At 69.4% G+C, this 23263-nt stretch carries 15 protein-coding genes; 6 read left to right on the top strand and 9 right to left on the bottom strand.

Annotated elements, in window-relative coordinates; translation table 11 throughout:
• Positions 1-30: 30 nt before the first annotated feature.
• The 3 genes from ACGFZW_RS14440 to ACGFZW_RS14430 form a co-directional block, all read right to left on the bottom strand.
• Entirely contained in the window at positions 31-1092 is a 1062-nt protein-coding gene (locus tag ACGFZW_RS14440) for a BtrH N-terminal domain-containing protein (RefSeq protein WP_393893414.1), read from the bottom strand.
• Position 1093: 1 nt separating this feature from the next.
• Positions 1094-1690, bottom strand: coding sequence for a hypothetical protein (locus ACGFZW_RS14435; protein ID WP_393893413.1), 597 nt, complete (start codon positions 1688-1690; stop codon positions 1094-1096).
• Positions 1691-1829: 139 nt separating this feature from the next.
• Positions 1830-2561: a sulfotransferase family protein gene (locus ACGFZW_RS14430; protein WP_393893412.1), complete on the bottom strand. Its 732-nt coding sequence runs from the start codon at positions 2559-2561 to the stop codon at positions 1830-1832.
• A 291-nt stretch (positions 2562-2852) separates the two neighbouring features.
• Here ACGFZW_RS14430 and lysX point away from each other — a divergent pair, with 291 nt between their 5' ends.
• Genes lysX through ACGFZW_RS14405 form a run of 5 tightly spaced genes read left to right on the top strand, consistent with a single transcriptional unit; the run spans position 2853 to position 11192 of the window.
• The gene (gene lysX, locus ACGFZW_RS14425; RefSeq protein WP_393893411.1) at positions 2853-3731 is read left to right on the top strand and encodes a lysine biosynthesis protein LysX; all 879 of its coding nucleotides are present in this window, start codon (positions 2853-2855) and stop codon (positions 3729-3731) included.
• The gene (locus ACGFZW_RS14420; RefSeq protein ID WP_393893410.1) at positions 3728-4852 is read left to right on the top strand and encodes a M20/M25/M40 family metallo-hydrolase; all 1125 of its coding nucleotides are present in this window, start codon (positions 3728-3730) and stop codon (positions 4850-4852) included. Before lysX ends, ACGFZW_RS14420 begins: the two co-directional genes overlap by 4 nt.
• A gap of 5 nt (positions 4853-4857) precedes the next feature.
• Positions 4858-8952, top strand: a complete 4095-nt coding sequence (locus tag ACGFZW_RS14415) for an amino acid adenylation domain-containing protein (RefSeq protein ID WP_393893678.1) — start codon at positions 4858-4860, stop codon at positions 8950-8952.
• Between the two features lie 10 nt (positions 8953-8962).
• Positions 8963-10117, top strand: coding sequence for an acyl-CoA dehydrogenase family protein (locus tag ACGFZW_RS14410; protein ID WP_393893409.1), 1155 nt, complete (start codon positions 8963-8965; stop codon positions 10115-10117).
• Between the two features lies 1 nt (position 10118).
• Positions 10119-11192 (top strand): acyl-CoA dehydrogenase family protein, encoded by a 1074-nt coding sequence (locus tag ACGFZW_RS14405; protein WP_393893408.1) that lies wholly within the window; start codon positions 10119-10121, stop codon positions 11190-11192.
• Between the two features lie 4 nt (positions 11193-11196).
• Here ACGFZW_RS14405 and ACGFZW_RS14400 read toward each other — a convergent pair whose 3' ends face one another.
• From ACGFZW_RS14400 to ACGFZW_RS14385, 4 genes are all read right to left on the bottom strand, one after another.
• Complete coding sequence (locus tag ACGFZW_RS14400; protein WP_393893407.1) at positions 11197-11910, bottom strand: response regulator; 714 nt, start codon at positions 11908-11910, stop codon at positions 11197-11199.
• A gap of 246 nt (positions 11911-12156) precedes the next feature.
• Entirely contained in the window at positions 12157-12327 is a 171-nt protein-coding gene (locus ACGFZW_RS14395; RefSeq protein ID WP_393893406.1) for a hypothetical protein, read from the bottom strand.
• A gap of 125 nt (positions 12328-12452) precedes the next feature.
• A complete protein-coding gene (locus ACGFZW_RS14390) occupies positions 12453-15347 on the bottom strand; it encodes a BTAD domain-containing putative transcriptional regulator (protein WP_393893405.1) in 2895 nt (964 codons plus the stop codon).
• Positions 15348-15634: 287 nt separating this feature from the next.
• Positions 15635-16585, bottom strand: a complete 951-nt coding sequence (locus tag ACGFZW_RS14385; protein ID WP_393893404.1) for a phosphoribosylglycinamide synthetase — start codon at positions 16583-16585, stop codon at positions 15635-15637.
• A 1597-nt stretch (positions 16586-18182) separates the two neighbouring features.
• Between ACGFZW_RS14385 and ACGFZW_RS14380 the strand changes: the two genes are divergently transcribed.
• Positions 18183-18731, top strand: coding sequence for a DUF1062 domain-containing protein (locus tag ACGFZW_RS14380; protein WP_393893403.1), 549 nt, complete (start codon positions 18183-18185; stop codon positions 18729-18731).
• A gap of 554 nt (positions 18732-19285) precedes the next feature.
• On the opposite strand, the gene ACGFZW_RS14375 is transcribed toward ACGFZW_RS14380, so the two are convergent.
• Together ACGFZW_RS14375 and ACGFZW_RS14370 are read right to left on the bottom strand one after the other, a co-directional pair.
• Positions 19286-20614, bottom strand: a complete 1329-nt coding sequence (locus tag ACGFZW_RS14375) for a class I SAM-dependent RNA methyltransferase (RefSeq protein WP_393893402.1) — start codon at positions 20612-20614, stop codon at positions 19286-19288.
• A 256-nt stretch (positions 20615-20870) separates the two neighbouring features.
• Complete coding sequence (locus ACGFZW_RS14370; protein ID WP_393893401.1) at positions 20871-22919, bottom strand: APC family permease; 2049 nt, start codon at positions 22917-22919, stop codon at positions 20871-20873.
• Positions 22920-23263: the final 344 nt, after the last annotated feature.

The raw sequence follows: 23263 nt of genomic DNA, 5'->3' as shown, positions 1-23263 counted from the left end.
ACAGGGCCACGATGGTCGGTGCGTGTGCGCTCACAGCCGCGCCGCCGCCGCGCCGACGAGATCGACCGCACGCTCGTAGGTGCCGCGCAACGCCGCGGCGTGGTGCGCGATGTCGGGTGCGACCGCGCGCGGGTCCTGAAGCCCGTGTGCGCCGGTGAACCGCAGTCCGGTCCACGCGTGCGCGACGGCCTCGACCGCGCGTCCGGCTCCGGCGAGCGCCGGGTCGTCCCATTCGCGGCCGCAGCGGCGCAGCAGTTCACCGTGGAGTGAGGCCTGCGCCTGCATGGCCCACCCGAACGGATACAGCTCGCGCAGCGCCCCGGCGTCCGCGGCCCGGCACCGGTCGACCAGTTCCGCGGCGAACCGGACGTATCCGGCGAGACCGGTACGTGCCGAGCTGTCCGGGGGCGTCGTGGTGAAGCCGTCGACATCGGTGCGCAGGTAGCCGCCGAGCACTTCGGGCGTCAGGGGCGCCGGCGGGGCGTCGAGGCGAACGTCGAGACAGCGCCGGCCGATCCGTGAGTCGCTGAAGAAGGCGTCCTGGGCGTCGGTCGGGTTCACCGAACCCCAGCTCAGCAGGAACTTCTCGATCGGGACCGCACCGCGGAACGCGGGCGGCATCGCGTCCGAGACGTGGACCACTCCGCGGGTCTCGTCCAGGCCGTAGATCACCACCAGGTGCGCGGCGTGCACGTCTCCGTACGCGGGGCGGAACGGCAGGTGGTAGTTGTCCACGGCAGCGATGACCAGTCGGTCGTCGGCCAGCGCCTCACGCACCTCTCGCCAGACGTCGTTCTCGTCGGCGGGCTGCCACCAGCGCGCGTGCAGTTCGTGGTGCGGTGCCAGAGCGGCTCCGAGGTCGGTGCCGCCGAACTCGTCGGTGGGGCACGGGTAGTAGAACTCCTCGGACCTGACGTCGCCCGGCAGGTGCAGGAACCGCCAGCCCGCGCCGAGCACGGCCAGCGGGTCGGCCCCCTCCCGTATCAGGAGCGAACCGAACGTGGCCTGAAGGCAGCTGAGGAGGTCGCGGTACCACCACTCCGGTTCCGGTCCGGTGATCATGTACGTCCGTGTCGTCGCGTCGACGGTCATGTCAGAGCTCCGTCCGCTGGAGGGTGAGCGCGAAAACATGCACCGCGACGTTGCGGGGCAGCAGGATGCCGGTCAGGCCGGCCCGCCGGGTGACCGGCACGCGCTGCGCCCACATGACTGCCGGAACTCCTCGTTGCACGTGGTGCGGGTAGTGCATGACGAGGCTCTCGAACGCCTTGACCTCGCCGAACCACGCGGGCGCCGCCCAGAAGTCGGAGACCCGAAGCGGTTCCGTGTCGACCGAGCCGTCGACGAAGTTCAGCCCGACGGTGTCCTCGCAGCGTCGTTCGGACGCCGCCAGGACATGGATCCAGTCGTAGTGGCCCTCAGGTACACGAATGAACTGTCCGGCGCAGCGGACGTTGTCCGGTCCTTCGAGGACCGGAGGAAACTCGAAGGGGACACCGCCCACGTGGACGAGACTCTTGCCCGCGGGCAGGTATTCGGCCGCAAACGAGTTTCTCCATACATTGAATGCCCCCGCATTGGTCTCCGTCGCCGCGGAGATGGCTGTGTTGTTGCGATGGCCGGATATATCGACCGTCTCGCACAGCCTGCTTCTTGCGGAGGACACCGAAATGCCCGTCACGTAACCCACCTCACTGAAACACCTTTTTACATCCCAAACCTAGCCCGGTCATTCACGCTCTTCGTCCGCACTCTGATTACCCTGAATACCCGAAACGCTGTTCCGTGCACTCGCCGGGTAATCATGCCGACTATTCCGGTCGGCACGGTCACGGCCGGAGCGCGACGGCACGCAGCTTCTCGTAGTACGGCAGGTGGTAATCGCGATAGGCCCGCAGCTTCGGGTCCGCCGCGACTGTCTCTGCTCCATCGCTCCTGCCGCGCGTGAAGCCGGCGGTCCGGCTGGTCGACCTGTGCCACTTGCTGGTCGACTGCCATTCCGATCGCATGCTCGGCTCCCAGCTCAGCGCGTCCGGGAGGAAGGGGATGCCCACCGCCGAGCAGTACGCCCGCACGGTCTCGGCCGGCCGGTCGAGCAGGTCGTCGGAGTCGATCACGACCGGCGTGGTGCCGGTGGCGGCTTGCACGGCGGTGAAGATCTCGTACAGCCGGGCAAAGCCGATCTCGTCGCGGCCGAGGTCCGGGTTGAGCGCATGGTGCGAGGCGATGGCCTCGGCCGGGTCGCGAATGATGAAGGTGTGCGTCGCGGCCGAAAGGAACTCCTCGTCGGCGAGCAGCGCCGGGTAGTGGAAGTCCGTGGTGTCCTTGAAGAACACCGGCTTCTGCGCCGCGATGGCACGCAGCGTCGCGAGCACGTCCTGCTCGGTGCGCGCGACCCGGTCGACGACCTCCACCTCACCGAAGTCGACCACTCGGGAGAACGGCTCGTGCACGACGACACGGTCGTCCCGTTCGGTCATCATCCGCGCGAACGCGGTGGAACGGCAGCGCGGCGCGCTCCACAGTGCGAGCACCGGGATCCGATCCGGTGTGTTTCCCACGTTTTTCCCCCTCTTCTCCGGCGCGACGCGGTTCGGCTCGGATCGAGCCGAACGGAAAGCGCGCAGCGATCTATTGCGGCAGATATTCGAATCCAGACAAGAGTGGCACAGCCGCCGCCGGAGTCGAGTAGGCAGAATTCGCAGTCGCAGGGGAGAAAAGTCAACGTAATGCGTCCTCGTGAATGAACTTGTCGCGGACGCGCATGGTGTCGGTGCCCTCGTAGTTTCCATTTCACGCGGCAAACCGGTTATGCCGTCCCGGTCAACCAGTGGTTCTAATGCGGAGGTCACGTGTCAGGGACAAGAGAGCGCCCAGGTGACTGCAGGATCGCCGTACTCGCCAGCAGGGTCGGCGCGGACGAGAAGAGGCTGTTCGACGCACTCGACCGGCGTGGGGTCCCCTTCGACCATGTCGACACGCGCCGGCAGTGGTTCCTGGCCGGGCAGCGTGACCTGCCCTGGGGACTCGCCCTGAACCGGGAGATCGGTCAGGTCCGTGCGGCGTACGCGGCCCGCTGCCTCACCGCGGCGGGCGTCGACGTGGTCAACAGCGCGGATGCGACCGAGGTGTGCGGCGACAAGTGGCGCTCCACCATGGCCCTGGAGGCTGCCGGGGTGCCGACGCCGCGCACCGCTCTCGGCCTCACCCCGCAGGCCGCGCTGGCCGCCCTGGACACCATCGGCTACCCGGCGCTGATCAAACCGCTGGTCGGCTCGTGGGGCCGGCTGATCGTGCAGCTGCCCGACCGCGCCAGTGCGGAAGGTGTGCTCGAATACGCCGCCGCGCTGCCCGGCCCGCAGTCGCACCTCGGGTACGTGCAGGAGCTGATCGAGAAACCCGACCGGGACATCAGGGTGATCGTGGTCGGCGGTCAAGTGCTGGGCGCCGTCTACCGGACCGGCGAGTCCTTGCGCACCAATGTGGCACTCGGCGGGCAGGCCCGGCCGTGCGAGGTGACGCCGGAGATCACCAAGCTCTCCCTCGACGCGGCCGCCGCCGTGGGCGCCGATATCGCCGGTGTCGATCTGATCGAGGACCGCGACGGCCGGCTGCTGGTCCTGGAGGTCAATCACCGGGTCGAGTTCACCGGTTTCCAATCCGCGCTCGGCCGACAGGTCGATGTCGCGGATCACATCGTCGACCACCTACTGGAACGAGCGCAACGATGAACTGGGCGTTCACTTCGTCGGGCAACGTCACCGAGACGTATGCCGCCGGACTGCTGCGCAAGATGCTGGAGATCCCCTCCTCGTCCTACCAAGAGCGCGCGCTGGCCGACTACCTGGCCGAAGCGATGACGGACCTGGGCTTCCAGGCACAGATCGACGGCGTGGGCAATGTGATCGGCGTGATCGAACGCGGTGACGGCCCGACCGTGATGCTCCTCGGGCACATGGACACCGTCTCGGGCCGGATCCCGGTCCACTCCGAGGACGGCAGGCTCTACGGCCGCGGGGCGGTGGACGCGAAGGGACCGCTCGCGGCGATGATCTGCGCCGCGGCCGGCGCGGTGGACTTCCCCGGCCGGATCGTGGTGGTCGGCGTCGTCGAGGAGGAGACCCCGCGCTCTCGTGGCGCGATGGCGATCCGAGCCACCCACGCCCCGCCGGACGCGCTGATCATCGGCGAGCCGAGCGGCTGGTCGAGCGTGGTGCTCGGCTACAAGGGCAAGCTGGACCTGCGCTACACCGTCAAGTGTCCTGCCACGCACCCGAGCAACCCGGTGCCGAAGGCGTCCGAACTGGCCGTCGCCTGCTGGGACGCGCTGGTCGATCTGCTCGGGCCGGACGCGAGCCATGGCGTGTTCGACCAGCCGGGCGCGACTCTCACCCAGCTCAACGCCGATCTCACCTCGGCGACGGCGGACCTCAGCATCCGCATCCCCCCGGGATTCGACGTCGACGGGCTGGTGAGCGCGCTGCGTGACCGGCTGCCGGCCGGCAACCTCGAAGTGCTGAACTCGGTGGCAGCCTGCCGGGTGGGCCGGGGCGACCCTGCGGTCCGCGCGCTGGTGTCCGGTGTCCGGCGGCTGCACGCCCAGCCACGCCTGGTGGTGAAGACGGCCACCTCGGACATGAACACCCTCGCCGAGGTCTGGGACATCCCGATGGCCACCTACGGTCCGGGCGACAGCAGCCTCGATCACGCCGACGACGAGCACATCGTGCTGTCGGACTACATGCGTGGCATCGACGTGCTGTCCATTGCCCTCTCGGAGTTGGCACACCTGCCCGTGCGCTCGGACGACCGGGTGAGCGACGCGCCGCGGCTCGTGAGGAGTATCCGGTGACCGACATGACCCAGCGCCTCGCCGCGCTGCCGGCGGAGCGCCGCGCGCAGTTCCTCTCGCGGCTGAGGGAGCAGGCGGAAGCCGCGGCGAGGCGAGGCCCGACGCCGCGCGGGGACACAGGTCCGACGCCGCTGTCGCACGCGCAGCAGACCCTGCGGTTCTTCGACGCCCCGGCGTCGGACGGCCCTGCCATCGGCACTCCGCTGTTCCTGCGTCTGCGCGGCGCACTGGACACGGACACGTTGCGCGCGGCGCTGGCCGCGGTCGTGGCCCGGCACGACGCGCTGCGGACCGTGATCGTGGAGCGCGAGGGCGGCCCGATGCAGGTGGTCGTGCCCGAGGTCCCGGTCGAACTGCCGGTGATCGAGGCGGAAGGTGACGGCCACGAGCAGCGGCTCGCCGCGGCGCGGGCGCTGGTCGAGCGGCAGGTCCGGGAACCGTTCGACCTGAGCAGGACGCCGGTGTGGCACGCGGTGCTGGTCAGGGTGGCGCCGGACGACCATCTCTTCCTGCTCGACGTACCCCACATCGTGTGCGACGCCTGGTCGCGGAACGTCCTGATGCGTGAACTCGCCGAGTGCTACCGGTCGTTGCGCGACGGCGACGCACCGCAGCTGCCTGATCTGCCCGTGCAGTACCCGGACTACGCGGTGTGGGAACGCGACCGACGCGACAGCGGCGACCTGGACAAGCCGGCCGCGTACTGGCGGAACAAGCTGGCGGGCGCCGAGGTACTGGAGTTCCCGACCGACCGGCCGCGTGGTGACACACGGACCTTCGCAGGCGGGAGCGGCAGCTTCGCCGTCGGGCACGAGGGTCTGCAGCGGACGGGGGGACTGGCCCGCGAGGAGGATGCGAGCCCGTTCGACGTCCTCGTCGCCGCGTTCTTCATTCTGCTGCAGCGCTACTCCGGCCTGGACGATTTGGTGATCGGCTCGCCGGATGCGAACCGGCGGCACGACGCCGTGTCATCGGTGGTCGGCCTCCTCACCGACATGCGGGTGCTGCGCGCGGATGTCTCCGGCGACCCGACCTTCCGTGAGGTGGTGCAGCGGGTCAAGCGTGTGTCCTCCGAGGCGTACGAGCAGGGCGGCCTGCCGTTCGGCAAGCTGGTCGAGGCGCTGGATCCGGTCCTCGACCCGTCACGCTCGCCGATCTTCCAGATCGTGTTCGGCGTGGAGAACACGGGAGCCACGACGGGCCTGCCCGGCATCGCCACATCGCGAGAGGCTGTCGGGACCGGTGCCTCCCTGTTCGACATGAGCTGGAATCTTGCGGAGCCGACGGCTCCCGGCGCAGACGCCCTCCTCGCCATCGAGTTCAACACCGACCTGTTCGACGCCGGGAGCATCGCCAGGTTCGCCCGGCACTACGACGGACTGCTGCACACCTTGACCGCCGCCCCGGACGCTCCGTTGTCCGCCGCCGAGGTGCTGAGCCCGGCGGACAAGGAGTTCCTGGCCGAGGTCGGCAAGGGGCCGATGCGGCCGATACGCGAATCCACCGTCGTGGCGGAGTTCGAGGCGCGCGTCCAGGAGGCTCCGGACAGCGTGGCGGCCGTCGTCTCCGGCGTCGAGACCAGCTACGCCGAACTCAACGCCCGCGCGAACCGGCTCGCCGCCCTGCTGCGCGAGCGCGGTGTCGAACCGGGCATGCGGATCGGCCTCTGTCTGCGCAGGAACGTCGACGTGCCGACCGCGATCCTCGCGGTGCTCAAGACCGGCGCGGCCTATGTACCGCTCGACACGGCGCATCCCTCCGGGCGGGTCGCGGAGATCGCCGCCGACGCGGGTGTACGGCTGGTGATCGCACACGCCGCGGCCGGCAGGACCCTGAGCGAGGTCGACGCGCCCGTGGTGACGCTGGACGACGTCCGCGGGGAACTGGCGGCGCTGCCCGGCCACAACCCCCCTCTCGCGGCGCGGCCCGGCGACGTCGCGTACGTCATCTACACCTCCGGCAGCACCGGCAAGCCGAAGGGTGTGCTGCTCGAACACCGAGGCGTGGTCAACTTCATCGACTCCACCCGGGACCTGTTCGACCTGACACCGGCCGACCGGGTGCTCGGGTTCGCTTCGGTGACCTTCGACGTCTCCGTGTTCGAGACGTTCTCGGCGCTGCTGACCGGAGCCCGTCTGTGCCTGGCGACCGACGACGAACGGCTGTCCATCGACCGGCTCCAGTCGCTGATGGAGCAGGCCGGCATCACCGTCATCGACCTGCCTCCGACCGTGATGCCGCTGCTGGCGCCCGAGAAGTTCACCGCTCTGCGGATCGCGTTCGTCGGCGGCGAGGCGTTCAGCGGTGAGCTGGTGAACCGGTGGAACCCGGGCAGGCGGCTGTTCAACGGCTACGGGCCGACCGAGTGCACGGTGACGATGATCGTGGAGGAGTGCGCGGGCACCTGGGACGCCTCGCCGCCGATCGGCCTCCCCATGACCAACCACGTGGCACACGTGCTGGACCGCGACCTCCGCCAGGTGCCGATCGGTGTGCCCGGTGAACTGGTCATCGGCGGTGGCGGGCTGGCGCGCGGCTACCTCAACCGCGAGGAGCTGACGGCCGAGAAGTTCATCGCCGACCCGTTCGGCACCGCGCCCGGCGGACGGCTGTACCGGACCGGAGACCTGGTGAAGCGACTGGCCGACGGACGGCTTGTCTTCCTCGGCCGGATCGACCAGCAGGTCAAGATCCGCGGTCTGCGGATCGAGCTGGGCGAGGTGGAGTCGGCGTTGACCGGCTTCGACGGAATCGGGCCGGTCAGCGTACAGGCGTGGACCGACGACAACGGGGACAAACACCTGGTCGGCTACCTGACCGGGGTCACCGCGCAGCAGGTCCGGGCGGTGCGCGCGTATCTGGGCACGCTCCTGCCGTCGTACATGATCCCGTCGTACTTCGTGGTCCTGGACGAGCTTCCGCTCACCAGCAGCGGCAAGGTCGACTGGCGCAGGCTGCCCGCGCCGGACCTGAGCCGCGCGGGCGAGGGGCACGGCGACGAGTCGCTCACCGCGACGGAACGCGGGCTGCTGCGCGACGTGCTCGCTCCCCTGCTGCGCGACGACCGGATCGGCGTGCACGACGACTTCTTCCTGGCAGGAGGCAACAGCCTCCAGGCCGTTCAGCTGATGTCGGCGATCAACCGCAGGTTCGGGGTCGAGATCGCGCTCGGCGACTTCTTCGTCTCGCCCACCGTGTCCCACCTGGCCGCCACCATCGACACCGTTCGCACGGCACGGCGCGACGACGACGGCGATCCGCTCGATGCGCTGGAGAGCCTGTCCGGGCAGGAAGCCGCCCGGACCGCCGCGCCGGTGGACGACCGCGCCCCGGTGGTGATGCGCGCGGCGGGTCCGGCGCAGGCGATCCTGTTGCATCCTTCAGGCGGTGCGCTGTTCTGCTACATACCGCTGGTCAGGGCGCTGCGCCAGGACATCGGTGTGACCGGTTTCGCCGCCGATCCACGCGACGCCTCCGTGGCTCCGCAGGACGGGATGGCGGCGACCGCCGCCCGGATCGCGCAGTCCCTGATCGAGAGCGGCCTGCCGGAGTCGTGCTGTCTGGCCGGCTGGTCCTACGGCGGTGTGCTCGCCTTCGAAGTCGCCCGGCAGATCGAGCAGAAGACCGGGGAACGACCGCCGGTGGTCCTGCTGGACGCCGCCTACGACGAGGACTCCGTCCCTCTCGACGAGGCGACGGTGCGGCAGCGGTTCGTGCACGACGTCGCCAGGCTCGCGGGAGGCGACGGCCCGAAGGTGCGCGCGGTCCTCGACGACCCGGCCGCCGGCGTGGCCGACGTCAGGGAGACGCTGACGGACGTCGGCGTCGAGCTGGGCCTCAGCGACCAGGAGCTGGCCGCACGCTTCGAGACGTTCCGTTCCTCCGCCCTGTCCATGCAGGCGTACCGCCCGCCGGGCCCGTACGGCGGACCGGTCACCATGCTCACCGCCTCACCTCACATCGCCATGGAAGAGCAGTGGCGGACGGTGTGCACGGGACCGTTCCGGGCCGAAAGCGTGCCCGGCGACCACTACACCCTGTTCGCGGAACCGGCGTTGAGCCGGGTCGTCGCGGCGATCGAAGAAACGCTCGCCACTTGAGGAGACGTACATGCGGTTCGGATTCACCGAGGATCAACAACGGTTCCGGGCGGACGTGCGGAAGGCGCTGCGCTCCGCCGAGGTGCGTACCGCGGCGGCGGAGGCCACCGGCGCGGACGGTGTCGAGCCGGACGCGCGTCCGCTCTACCGTCTGCTCGGAAAGCTGGGCCTGCTCGCCGTGCACTGGCCCGTCGAGTTCGGCGGAGAGGGGCGCCCGCTGACCGATGCCGCGATCGTCGCCGAGGAACTGGTGCGCGCGGGAGTGCCGGACACCTTCCACGTCAACACCATCCAGATCGTCGGCCAGTTCCTGCTGATGGCGGGCAGCGACGAGCAGAAGCGCCGGTATCTGCCCGCGCTGGCCCGCGGTGAGAGCTTCGCCTCTGTGCTCTACACCGAGCCGGAGGCGGGATCGGATCTCGGTGCGCTGCGGGCCGTTGCTGAACCCGACGGCGACGGCTACCGGATCACCGGCACGAAGGTGTTCAGCCTCAAGACACGGTTCGTCGATCTCGGACTGTGCGCCGCCCGTACGACGCCGGGTGCCGGGAAGTACCGGGGTATCAGTCTGTTCCTGGTCGACATGGGCGCTCCTGGCGTGACGGTTTCGGTGATCCCGGGCGTCGGCGACGAGCATTTCCACCGGGTGGGCCTCGACTCGGTTCCGGTGTCGGGCGACAACCTCCTCGGTCCGCGCGACGAGGGGTGGCCACTGCTCAACGAGGCACTGGCCATTGAACGCACCGGCCTCGACTACTACCTCAAGGCGGAGCGCTGGCTCCAGGCGGCGCTGGACGCGCTGATCGAGGGCGGCCCCGACTCTCCGCACGACGACCGCCTCGAACAGATCGGCCGCTGGCACGGCGCGCTGACGGCCGACCACGTCCTCGCCTGGGAGGTCCTCACCGGCCTTGCGTCGGACCAGGTCGACCAGGTCTCCACGGCCGTCGCCAAGTACCACAGCAGCGAACTCGCCCAGAGCATCGCGGCGTGGGCCGCCGACATCCCGAGCCCCGGGCAGCGGGCGACCCGCGCCACAGCGGCCGTGACCCTGGACTCCGCCTACCGGGAGGCGCCGGGGCTCACGCTGTCGGCGGGAACCTCCGAGGTGATGCTCCAGATCATGGCTGCCGCGTTCGACTCCATCGGACAGGAAGAGCACTGACATGGACCTCACCCCCGATCCGCTCGTCACTCCGCTGCGCAAGGCGTTGCGTACGGGCCTTGCCGGCGTCCCCGCCCGGATCGAACTGCACGGCGCACCGGTGGCCGACGGAGCCTCCGGTCCGACCCGGACGGTGCTCGACGCGCTGGGCGCGGCCGGCTTCGAACGGCCGGCCTCCGCCGGCGGCCTCGACCTCGGCCTGACCGCCGGGGTGCTGGTCAGCGAGGAGCTCGGCCGCGCGGCACGCGGAAACTCCTACCGGGCCGACGCGATGGCGGCCGATGTGGGCGGCCCGGCAGGCGCGGCACTGGCCGGACTGGAAGCGCTGCCGGTCGGCAGTGGGATCACCGCGACCCCGCGAGCGGGTGGCTGGGAGCTGACCGGCGCGGCCACGGTCGACGACGTGAGTGCCGGGACGCTTCTGGTGGCCACCAGGACGGGTGGCGAGTCGGTGCTCGTCGCGGTGGAGCGCGGGGCGGCCGGCATCACCACGGAGAGCGGGTGCTGGCCGCCGGTCGTACGCTTCGAGGCCACGCCGGTCACCGCGGCGGACGTGGTCGCGACTCTGGACGACTCGCCCACCGGTCCGCTCACCCGGGCGCGACTGCGACAGGCTGCCTACCTGCTGGGCATCGCCGACGGCGCGCAGCGGATGGCGGTGGGATACGCCGGTTTCCGGCGGCAGTTCGGCACCAGCCTGCGCGATCTGCCCGCGGTCTCGTTCCCGCTGGCGCGAGCCATGGTGGCGTTGCGCGCGACCAGGGCGGCGGTGTACCGGGGTGCCTGGTTGGTCGACTCCGAACCGGACGCCGTCGGCACCGCGCCGCTCATGGCACTGGCGATGGCCTCCGAGACCGCGCGTGACGTGGTGCGGCTGAGCATGCAGAGCTGCGGGGTGCGCGCGATGACGTCGGAACTGGGCCTCCATCGGTACTTCCGGCTGACCGCGGCCGAGTCCGCCCGGTGCGGCGATCCCGCCGCGCTGTGGCGGATGGTCGGAGCCGACCGCATCCGAACGGCCCAGCGCGCTGCGGCCGGCACGGAGCTCCCGGTCCCGGCGACATCCGGGCCGTAGCGGATCAACTGGCACGCAGACCCCCAGGCGCCAGCACCCTCTCGGCGCCGAGGGGCCGGCCGTCCGAGTGGATGAGTCCGGTCCGGTAGGCCAGTGACACGAGCTCGGCGCGGTCGCGGACGCCGAGCTTGGTGCGCACTCGGTAGAGGTGGGTACGGACCGTGGCCTCGCCGATGATCAGCTCGCGGGCCACCTCCTCGGTGGACATACCGCGCGCCACCATCCTGGTCACTTCCCGTTCCCGCGGCGTCAGTTCGGTCACCTCCGGGCACGTCGCGGCCTCCTGGGGCTCCGGCTGCGCACGGAACCAGGTGACCAGGCGCTCCGCGATGTTCGGCGCGAGCATGGTCCGCCCGGCGGCGGCCGCCTGGATCGCGCTGATCAGCTCCTGCGGACTCGCGTCCTTGCCGAGCAGGCAGCTCGCACCGGCGTGCAGCACGTCGCTCACCGTCTTGTCGGCGTCGGAGGCGGTGAACACGACGACATTGGGCGGCTCGTCCTCCTTGCCCAGTCGACGGATCATCTCCAGGCCGGAAATGGTCTGGAGGTTCAGATCCGTGACCACGACATCGGGCCGCGTGGTGCGGACGGAGACGATGGCCTCCATGCCGTTGTCGGTCGTGCCGATCACGTCGATGTCCGGCACCGCGTCGAGAAGGGTCCGCAGACCGTCCGCGATGACAGGCAACTGGTCACATATGAGCACCCGAATAGTCATTGTGTTCCCCCTCGATAAGGATGACGAAGAAGCCTCGCTGTCCCGAACCGGATCGCGGCGCGCGATGGCGCGAGGCACACCCCGGATAGCTTCTGTTCGGCCTCATCGACGTGATGACCAGCAACGCGTATGACGCGAAGGGAGACCGGACGCGGGTCGACCGCCCGGTGCGGTGCCGACTCTCAGCGGTGACTCTTCCGGGTGGCTGGACTGGTGGGCCGCCACCGGTGGTTGCGGCCCACCGGCTCAGCCGTTGCCGTTGTTGTCATCGAGAACGGCACCGCTCGTCGAAACGGCGGAGGCGACGGTTCGCTGCTGGGCCGTCTCCGGCGCGTCGGCGCCGGAGGAGGCCGTGATTCCCCCCAGAAGGACCCCGAGAGCGAGGGCGGAGGCGGCGGCGATAGGGGTGAAGCGCATGAGTGAACTCCTTCGGAAAGACAGGCCGTTTTGACTCCGCTGATGCTCCCGATCCGTCTTCCCTGCCCGTTCCCCTCTGGACACCCGCCCGATCCCCACGCCGTGGGCCGCCCGACGCACCGGGCTCACCGTGCGGTATCCGGCACCTTCATGAGGGAGAAGAGGTTGTCCGCCGCTGAGCGATGCTGCAGGGCCATCTGCGGCTGTCCCTGGGCCTCGGCGGTACGGGCAAGGCCCCACAGCGCGCACGCCTGGTCGTAGCGCAACTCCATCCGGCAGGCGATCTCGTGGGCCAGAAGCTGCTGAGCCTGCGTCGTGTCCAGGTCCCCCAGCGCGTACCGCACGCGCCCGACCGAGAGGTGCACGGTGGCACGGTGGATGTCGTCGATGTTGCTGGTGGCCTTGGCGAGTGCCTGGCCGGCGCTGTCCGCCGCCTCCTCCAGCGCTCCCATGCGCACCAACACGTCGGCCCTGCGGGCGAGCACGAGCGGCAACACCGAGGGCATGCTCATGCGCTGGCATCGTTCCAGCGCGGCGTCGGCCCAGGCGAGCGACTCCTCGAAACGGCCCAGGCGCTCGCTCGCCTGGGAGAGGTTGCTCAGCGCGTCCACGGAGAGCTGTACTTCCTTGATCGAGTCGAAGATGGCCACCGCCCGCTCCGCCGACTCCGCCGCCTCCTCGAACCGCCCGAGCCGCACCTGGACCAGGCTGAGCGTGCTCAGCGACGAGCCGTCGAGCCGGGTGAAGCCGAGCTCCTGCGCAGACGCGTTGGCCTCCTGGCACAGCCGCAGCGCGCGTTCCAGCTCCCCCAGGCTGTTGCACGCCTGTCCCAGCCGAGCCCGGCACTCCGCCTCGCTGTGCACATCCTCCATCTGCCGGGACAGGTCCACGGCTTCCTCCAGCCGGGCGACCGTGTCGCGCAACTGCCCGAGGCGCCACTTGCCCATGGCCAGATTCATCAGGTTCAGCCGGGTCAACGGCCGGTCCCCGAGCTTTCGCGACGCGCTGACACCCTTCTCCAGCGCCGCGTTCGCGCTGACGTCGTAGCCGCGGATGCTGGAGTGGAAGCCCAACTCACGCGGCAGTCGCGCGGCGTGCCACAGCAGTCCCTCGTGATACGCGGCGTCCACCGCCGCCAGGAGGCCGTCGCGGTGTTGGTCGATCCACTGCAACGCCTTGTCCTTGTGGTCGAACTCGGCGCGAATTCGACCCCTTTCATCGCGGGTTCCGAAGCGACGCCGCCCGGGAAACAGCGTGTCGCACGCGCGCTCCGCCGTGTTCAGGTAGTGATCCAGCAGTCGCCGCACCGCCTGCCCGTCCTCCGGCACCTTCTCCCCCTGCGCAACCCGTTGCACGAAGCTGCGCACCAGATCGTGCAGGGCGTACACCCCCGGCTCCCGGGCCTCCAGCAGCCGTACGTCGACCAGTTCCTCCAGCACGTCCTCGGCCGTCAGAACATCGGTGTCCAACAGTGCGGCGGCTTCCTCGGCGTCCAGATAGCGTCCGGGGTGGTGTCCCAGAAGCCGGAAGGCCGTTCGCTGGTCGTGGGGCATGGACTGGTACGACAGCAGCAGCGCGCCCGCGACTCCCCTGCCCTCACTGGTGAGTTCGTCCAGGCGCCGGTCGTGATCCCGCAGCCGTTCGACGAGTCGCTGCACGGTCCAGTGCGGACGGTTCGCCAGCCGGGCGGCGGCGATCCTGACCGCCAGCGGGAGTCCTCCGCACAGCCGCAGCAGCTCACGGGCCGCGTCCATCTCTCTCTCGACGCGTTCGGCACCGAGGGTGTTACGCAGGAGCTGGTGGCTGTCCAGCTCCGGAAGGGCGCCCACGGAAAGCCACTCGACTCCGTCCAGTCCGGTCAGCCGCGGGCGGCTGGTGATCAGGACCAGGCTGTCGGAGGAGCCGGGGATCAGCGCCCGTACCTGCTCGGATGCGGCGGCGTTGTCCAGGACCAGCAGCATGTGACGGCCCCGCATGTAGGACTGCCACCGCGCGGCACGACCCGCCGGCACCGTGGGTATCTCATCGCTGGGGATGCCGGCGGCGGCGAGTAAATCCCCTTGAGCGTGGAACGCGCTGAGCGGCGTCTGGCCCGGCGTGAAGCCGTGCAGGTCGATGAAGAGGCTGCCGTCCGGGTACTGCTCGGCCAGTTCATGGGCGGCACGGATGGCCAGTGCCGTCTTGCCGCCGCCGCCCATGCCGTCGAGCGCCAGGACCGTCGGTGCCCCCTCCGGGGCACGTCTGGCCGCCTCGCAGACCCACTGCAGCTCGGAGCTGCGGCCCGAGAAGTCGGGCACGTCGAACGGCAGCGCGTGCGGAGCCTCGGTCACCTGGTGCGGGACACGGGACGCGGAGCGCTCCGGACGGGTGAGCGACGGGTCCTGGCGCAGGATGCGTTCGTGCAGCCCGGTCAGCTCCACGCCGGGGTCGATGCCCAGTTCGTCCACGAGGTGACCGCGGGCGCGGGCGAACTCGTCGAGCGCGGCGACTTGTTGCCCGGAGTGGTAGAGGGCGAGCATCAACCGGCTGCGCAGCGTCTCTCGCAGCGGATGCTCGTCGACGAGGGCTCGCAGCTCGCCCGTGATCTCGGCTGCCTCACCCGCGTCGATGCACAGCTCGTAGAGCTGTTCGGCGGCGGTGAGCCGTTGTTCCTCCAGGGCCGTCGAGGCTGCGTCGACCACACGGCCGCCGGAGCCGGCCAGCACCGGTCCTCGCCACAGGGCCAGCGCCTCACGTAACTGTTCGGCGGCCCGCTCCGTCTCCCCCGCGTCCAGTGAGGTCCTCGCCTGTCGCAGCAGCTTCTGGTAGCGCAGCAGATCGAGTTGCTCTGGGGCGACGACCGCGCGGTATCCGGGCCCGTCGGTGACGATGATGTCGGGGCCGTGCGGGATGCGGCTGCGCAGCTTGGCCACCGTCTTGCGCACCTGGTGCTCGGCGCTGTCGGGCGGTTCTTCGTTCCAGGCGGCCATGACCAGCCGGGAGATGGGCACGACGCGCCCGGGCTCCAGGAGCAGTGTCACCAGGACACGTCGTTGCAGATCCCCGTTCAACGGTATGAGAGCGCTGCCGCTACGAACCTCCAGAGATCCCAGGACGGCGAATTGCGGTTGAGGACTTATGTCGTCTTCAACCTGTCTCGATGTCACGGCCCGCACCCTGACCTCCCCCGCCAGTGATGAAGTGGGACACACCTCCTCGCGAGAGTAGATCACTTCTTGGAGAACATGCACCAGATATTGTTCACTTCCGAGCCCCGTCCTCGTGCCTTCGACTGCTTCAGAAGGAGAACGCAACTATCCGGCGCGCGTCATCGGGCGGTCGGCCGGATTTCGGCGACAAGATCCTTTCGCGCGTTGGAGATCCGTTCGCGAGTGAGTTCCGGTGTGTCACCCTCGACGACCACATAGGCACGCCGGGCGCGCGGGTCGCCGACGGGAGGGATCCGGTCACCGACGGTGTACGGGAAGCGGGCTCCGCGAACCCACGGGGTCACGGCGATGTCCTCCGTGCCGGTGTACGTCTCCAGCCGCCCTTCGGGCAGCAGGAAGAAACCGACCTCCGCGTACTGATAAGCACGAGGCACGACCGGGCGGCTGCCCAGAAGACCCGTGAAGACCGCCGCCTCCAGGTCGAACCCGCGCGCGATCTCGACCAGCAGGGGGATACGGTCGGCGCCCAGCTGCGCTCGGCAGGACACGATCCGCGGCCCGTGGGGCAGCAAGGCCACCTGCGTGTGGGCCGGACCGGAACGGTATCCACTCGCCGTCAGCCGCTCCTCGACCACCGCCCCGATGAACTTTTGTTCATCGTCGGTCAACGGCGCCGGATGGAGGTAGCCCGTCACGAGGAAGTGCGGTGGCCCCGTGGTGCGTTGAGCCGTCATGCCCACCACGTGGTGAGTCCCGTTCACGGTCAGCGTCTCGACGCTCACTCTGGGGACGTCTGCGGGAACCGGGTCAGCGCCTTCATCGGCCTGGAGGCGTTCGTACACCGCTGGGGGGTTCGGAGACAGGCCCAGCCGCCAGGCTTCCTGGACCACCGGCTGGACGGTGTCGCCGTGTCCGCAGTGCAGTACCGCGTCGATGCCATGACGCCGCGCGGTCCGCGTGACGGTCTCGCGCAGCCCGGCCACGTCGGCGAAATCGGTGAGCAGCAGCTGTTCGGAGACCTCTTCGACGCGCGGCGCGAAGTCGGCCTCGAGCTGCGACGGATCCCATATCGACCAGATACGGAACCCCAACTCGGCGCCCTTTCTCATGACTTGGTGATTCGGCATCACCAGAAGCAGCCTGAACTGCGAGCTCCTCGGGGTGTGTGCACACATGGACGCCACTGTGTATTGCGGTCTTCCCGCCCTGTTCCCCTTCCCTTCCCCACTAGGCGACCTCACCCGCCGACAGCTCAAGCGCCCCATGACGGTTCTTGGCCGGGCGAGGCCACGATGGCATCTGACCAAGAAGGCGGCAGCCGACACCGCAAGAGCGTCACGATGCCGTGACGCACAACGAACAGGAGCCATTGAAGGACGGAATGGACGGCGGAAGGCCGGACCACTCCTTCCGGAGCGGCTTCCCCCGGCCCGGGATCCGCTCTGACGATGTGGGACCCAGGGATCACCTGGGTCCCCTGTGCGGCGAGGGACTCCTGCGCAAGGACTGACATTCTCGCTCTCCTCGGACCCGGACATCAGTTCACCCTTGGGACCCTTCCACAGAGTCCAGACGGCCGGCCCGATCCCGACGTCCAGGACCGCAATGGCATTGCCGGAAGAAGCTTCGACATGCAATCGCATGGCCCGCTGGCGGACTTGCAGGAATACGGCACCGATCTACTACGCAATTCAACGGCTGAACGAGGAGGACACTCGCACACCATGCGCGAGCGTACGAATAGTCGATGCCACCGTGTTCGGCTTCTGACAAGCAGGAGACGTCAATATAGCGGCGGATCCCCGGTTACGGAGCCCGCGACAGTTACGGAGCCCGCGTCTCCGCCTTATACCTCACCCGTGAAATTCGTCTGGCCATGAGGGTGGCCGGTCGGTGTAGCGGGTCCACGCCGGGGCGGAGGGCGGCGTGACAGGTGGCCTGCACGCCGCGAACCGCTTCGCCTCCGGTGGCGGTCATGGCCGACGGCGGCCCCTGAACGGCTGGAGCCGGTCCGGGTGTCGACCTGGGCCCCGCTTTGATGCGTTCAAATCGACTGCCACGAGCGGGTGTAGCGCGAGCGCACCCGCCGTCGCCAGGCAGCCGGGCAGCCGGGCAGCCGGGCACGATGACGAGGTCCGCGCCGCGCAGGGATTCCCAGTGGAGTTCGAGAAGACATGGCGCGTAGTCGGCCAGCAGCTACGGCACTTCGCGACTACTTCCGTAGTAGCGCTCGCCGGACCTCACTGTCGTCCAGCCGGAAGTCCCCGGTCAGATCGATGACCGCGACAGGTGTTCGAGATCCACTCGAGAGTGGCACCGGCGGGGCTCGGGCCGGGGTAAGCGAGATGCGTAGCCGCAGCGGAGGAAAGTCAACGCAATGCGTCCTTGCGGGTGAACTTGTCGCGGACGCGCAGGGTGTCGGCTTGTCCGTAGCGTCCCTCGTACTTGCCGGCAGGACCGGCGCAAGTCGCACCGACCCCACCGGGGATGCCACGCCGACGCTATAGAGAACCTGGCGGTGAGATGTCCGAAAACCAGCGGAGCAGTGCCGCTATGTCACTACGATGCTGCCGAGCCAAGAGGTCTAGTCAAGGACATGCCGTTGTACACCCTGTGAGACCTCCCGAGCGCCAATTCGTCGCGCGTCGCGCATAAGCGCCGCGCTCCTTTCTGCTGCGGATTTCTCACTGAAACAGGTGTACTTCTGTGCTCGAAAACTGGGTGGTCGTCCCCACCTCCCTGCCGAAGGTTCTCCGCCGTTGCCACGCGTGCGCGTCCGAGACCTACCGGGCGAACGGCAAATTTCGCATCAACGCAAACCACAAGCTCCTCGACGCCTGGCTCCTCGTGCTCTGTACCGCCTGCGGGGAAACCGCAAAACTCACGGTCTTCGAGCGAATGAACGTGCGATCCGTACGACCCGAGATGCTGGACCGGATGCACGACAACGACCCCCGTCTTGCGGCTGAGTTGCTCCAGGACCCGGTCGTACGGCGCCGCAATCGCGTCGCCCTCGACTGGGACGACGCCTGGCGCCTCGACACCGGCGGCTCGGATCACCCGGACCGCGAGGTGATCGACGTCTCGGTCCGCTTCGCGGCACAGATCCCTGTCCGCCCGGTGCGACTGATCGCTGAAGGCTGCGGCCTTTCGCGGTCCGGGGTCGAGAAACTGATCGCCGACGGGAAGCTCGTCTCAACAGCCCGGCTGAGCGGCAAACTCTCCAGCGACTTCACCTTCACTCTCAGGCGCTGAGCCCTCTCAGGGACCAAGGGCCTGTCCAGCAAGATCCGCCGAACAGGCCCTGAGAGGCCGGCGATTCGCGCCCGCGACAAGATCATTCACCAGGACGCATCACGCCTGCTGCCGGTGGGATGACCTTCGGTTAGCCGGTCTTGCTGTTGCCGTCCGGCTCGGGCCACGGCCAACACACGACGGCGCGCGACAACGAGGGTGCCGACGACGACACTGGCCTTCGCCAATCCACGAGTGGCGCCGGCGCCAGTGTGGGCGGTGCGGACGGGATGCCGCTGAGCTCGTGCGTCGGCCAGTATCCAGCCCCTCAAGGCACAACACGCGGCACGGCAACGCGGTGCGCCGGCCGCCGCGATCGGCGACGCCGGCCCCAAGCCGAACTTCGCCGAGGGTCCGGAAAGTCAGCCCTGGGGCGTACCTCAATCACCCGGCAGGACTGACACAACCAGGCAGGTGACGCCCCATCAGGACGAGAGCGAAGTGAGCGCCCCGAGCGTCAGAACCTCGCCCGCAACACCCACACCCCACAGGACGCTCACGCGCAAAACCACAGATCAGGCGCCCTTTGAGGCCCGCTCAAGGATGACCACGCACTCCACATGATGCGTCATCGGAAACAGATCGAACGCCCGCATCCGGCGCGGTGCGTAACCCGCCTCGGCGAAGTACTTCAGGTCGCGGGCCAGGGCTGCCGGGTCGCAGGCCACGTAGGCGATGCGGCGGGGGGTGAGGGCGGCGAGGTGGGTGACGGTTTTCTTGCCGGCGCCGGCGCGGGGCGGGTCGAGGACGATGAGGTCGACGTCGGTGATGCCGGTGCGGGGGAGGATCGCGTCGACCTTGCCGTGTTCGATGCGGACGCGGTCGAGGTCCTGGAGGTTGTGGCGGGCGTCCTCGACAGCACGCTTGCCGGATTCGATGCCGAGGACGGCGCCCTTGTCGCCGACGCGTTCGGCGAGTGCGCCGGCGAAGAGGCCGACGCCGCAGTAGAGGTCGAGGGCCATATCGCCCTTCTTCGGCATCAGGCCCTGCATGACGGCCTCGACGAGGAGGTCGGCTGCCTTCGGGTGGACCTGCCAGAAGCCGCCGTTGCCGACGCGCCAGGTGCGGTCGGCGGCGCGTTCGCGGACGAAGGGGCGGCCGTGGACGCGGTGGACCTGTTCGTCCTTCTCGCCGATGCGCAGGACGGAGACGGGCTTGTCGAGCTCGACGATCGGGAGGCGGCCGCCGGGCTTGGGGGTGAGGATGACCTGGCGGTCGTGGGAGCCGGTGGCGGCGATCGCCTCGACGGTGGCGATCTGCGGCCACTCGCGCTGCTCGATGCCCAGTTCGGAGACCTCGGGCGCGGCGATCATGCAGTGGTCGACCGGCTGGACGTCGTGGGAGCGGTGCTTGCGCAGGCCGGCGCGGCCCTCGTCATCGATGGCGTACTGGACGCGGGTGCGCCAGGCCGGCACCTCGCCCTTGGCGACCTTGTCGCCCGGGGCCGGTTCGACGGTGCCGTCCCAGCGGGCGTCCTCCGGGGAGAGGCCGGCCAGTCGCTCCAGCTGCTCGGCGATGACGGAGCCCTTGAAGCGGCGCTGGGCGCCGGGCGCCGCGTGCTGCCAGTCGCAGCCGCCGCACTTGCCGGGGCCGGAGAACGGGCAGGGCGCCTCGACGCGGTCCTTGGAGGCGGTGTGGATCTCCACGGCGTCGGCGCGCAGGAAGCGGGCGCCCTCCTCGCCGTCGGTGATCCGGGCGGTGACGCGCTCGCCGGGGAGGGTGTGCCGGACGAAAAGGACCTGCCCCTCGTCGGTGCGGGCGATGCAGTGGCCGCCGTGGGCGACCGGTCCGACCTCGACCTCGTACTCCTCGCCGACCAGCGACTTCTTCGGTTCTGTCTGCATGGCGGCGGAGCTCCTGAGGTGGGGTGGTGCGGCGGGGCCGCTACCGGGGTACGGCGGGACAACAGCCTTCAAGTCTACGTGCCGTTGTCCGGTGCCCGCGCCGTGCGGCGGGAGCCGGGTCGGGGGCGGTCGGCGACAGGCCGGGAACGTCTCAGCGGCGGGCGCCGGGAGGGCGCCCGCCGCTGACGGGGACATGCGGCCGCCGCTTCGTAAGCGGCGACATGGGCCGCTGCCGAGGGGCGCGGCCGTGTGGCGGCTACTTCTTCGTGGCCGCCTTCTCCTTCTTCGGCTGGGTGACCGGCCCACGGCGCACCGCACCCGGAGCGTTCCACTCCGCACGCTTGCGGGCCCGCTTCTTGGCGGCTTCGGAGGAGTCCAGCTGCCAGGGCACGGAGGTCACCATCACACCGGGGGTGAACAGCAGCCGGCCCTTCAGTCGCAGGGCGCTCTGGTTGTGCAGGAGGTGTTCGTACCAGTGGCCGACGACGTATTCGGGGATGTAGACGGAGACGACGTCGCGCGGGCTCTCCCGGCGCAGCGACTTGACGTAGTCGATGATCGGCCGGGTGATCTCGCGGTAGGGGGAGGCGAGGACCTTGAGGGGGACCTCCATGCCGCGGCGTTCCCACTCGGCGCGCAGCGCCTTGGTGTCGGCCTGGTCGACGTCCACGCTGACCGCTTCGAGGGTGTCCGAGCGCATCAGCTTGGCGTAGTTCACTGCCCGCAGGGTGGGCTTGTGGACCTTGGAGACCAGGACGATGGAGTGCACCCGGGAGGGACGTACGACCTCGTCGGCGGTGTCCTCGGCGGCGATCTCGTCGGAGACCCGGTCGTAGTGCCGACGAATGGCGCTCATCGTGACGAAGAAGATGACCATGCCGAGCAGGGCCACCCAGGCGCCGTGGGTGAACTTCGTCAGCAGGACGACGACGAGGACCAGAGCGGTGAAGGTGGCGCCGAAGGCGTTGATGGCGCGCGAGCGGTGCATACGGCGGCGCTTGGCCGGGTCCTTCTCGGTCAGCAGGTGGCGGTTCCAGTGACGGACCATGCCGATCTGGCTGAGGGTGAAGGAGACGAAGACGCCGACGATGTAGAGCTGGATCAGCCGGGTCGAGTCCGCGCCGTAGATGTAGACGAGGACGGCGGCGGCGCCGGCCAACAGCACGATGCCGTTGGAGAAGGCCAGCCGGTCGCCGCGGGTGTGCAGCTGGCGCGGCAGGTAGCGGTCCTGGGCCAGGATCGAGCCGAGCAGCGGGAAGCCGTTGTACGCGGTGTTCGCGGCCAGGAACAGCACGAGCGCGGTGGCAGCGGCCAGGACCACGAAGAGGAACGAGCCGCTGCCGAAGACCGCGGCCGCGACCTGGGAGATCACCGGGTCCTGGGTGAAGCCTGCGCCGACGGGGGTGCCGTTGTGCAGCAGGTCCTTGGCCGGGCTCTCGGCCATCTTCACGTCGGTGGCCATGGCCAGGCCGATGATGCCGCAGAACATCGTGACGGCCAGGCCGCCCATGAGCGCGAGGGTGGTCGCGGCGTTCTTCGACTTCGGCTTGCGGAAGGCGGGGACGCCGTTGCTGATGGCCTCGACGCCGGTGAGAGCGGCACAGCCGGAGGAGAACGCCCGCAGCAGCAGGAAGACCAACGCGAAGCCGGCCAGACCGCCCTGTTCGGCGTGGATGGTGTAGTCGGCGGTGGGGGCCTTCATCGTGTCGCCCATGACCAGGCCGCGGATCGCGCCCCACATGATCATGATGAAGACGCCGGCGACGAACACATACGTCGGGATCGCGAAGAGCTTGCCCGACTCCTTGACGCCCCGCAGGTTCATCAAGGTCAGCAGGACGATCGTGCCGACCGCGCAGAGCGTCTTGTGCTCGACGACGAAGGGGATCGCCGAGCCGAGGTTCTCCACTCCGGAGGAGATGGAGACGGCGACGGTCAGTACGTAGTCGACCAGCAGGGCGCTGGCCACGGTGAGGCCGGCCTTGGGGCCGAGGTTGGTGTTGGCGACCTCGTAGTCGCCGCCACCGCTGGGGTAGGCGTGCACGTTCTGCCGGTACGACGCCACGACGGTGAACATCAGCACGACGACCGCGACCGCGATCCAGGGGCTGAAGTGGTACGCCGACACACCCGCAACGGACAGGACGAGCAGCACCTCGCCCGGCGCGTAGGCCACGGAGGAGAGCGGGTCGGAGGCGAAAACGGGGAGGGCGATGCGCTTGGGAAGAAGGGTCTCCCCCAGCTTGTCGCTGCGCAGCGCGCGCCCGATCAGGATCCGTTTGGGCACGTCGGTCAGTTTGGACACGCAGAGGATGCTAAGCCTTCGTCAAGGTCGACGCCCACCCGCCACCCGCATGGGGGTCGGAGCAGCGTGGGGGCGTACATCGGGCCTGCTCCGCGCCCACGGGAGCCCCCCAACCTGCACACGATCAGCACGTCGTTCCCGCATGGCACCCCACCCTGCCGGGAGGGACGGGTCCGGGCCGGGCCCGGCGGACGACGTGGCGTTTTTCACGCGGAGCCCCGAAGGTGCAGCTCAGCGGCGGATCACCACCCCGGCGGCCCGGCCGGTCGGGGTGTCGGCGGGCACACCCTCACCCCCGTCGAGGGTGTGCCCGCGGACGCCTCCGATGCCGGCCGGGAGCCGGT

Source organism: Streptomyces sp. NPDC048248, from assembly GCF_043201875.1.
Lineage (GTDB): Bacteria > Actinomycetota > Actinomycetes > Streptomycetales > Streptomycetaceae > Streptomyces.
This window is presented reverse-complemented; position numbering and strand designations above follow the sequence as displayed.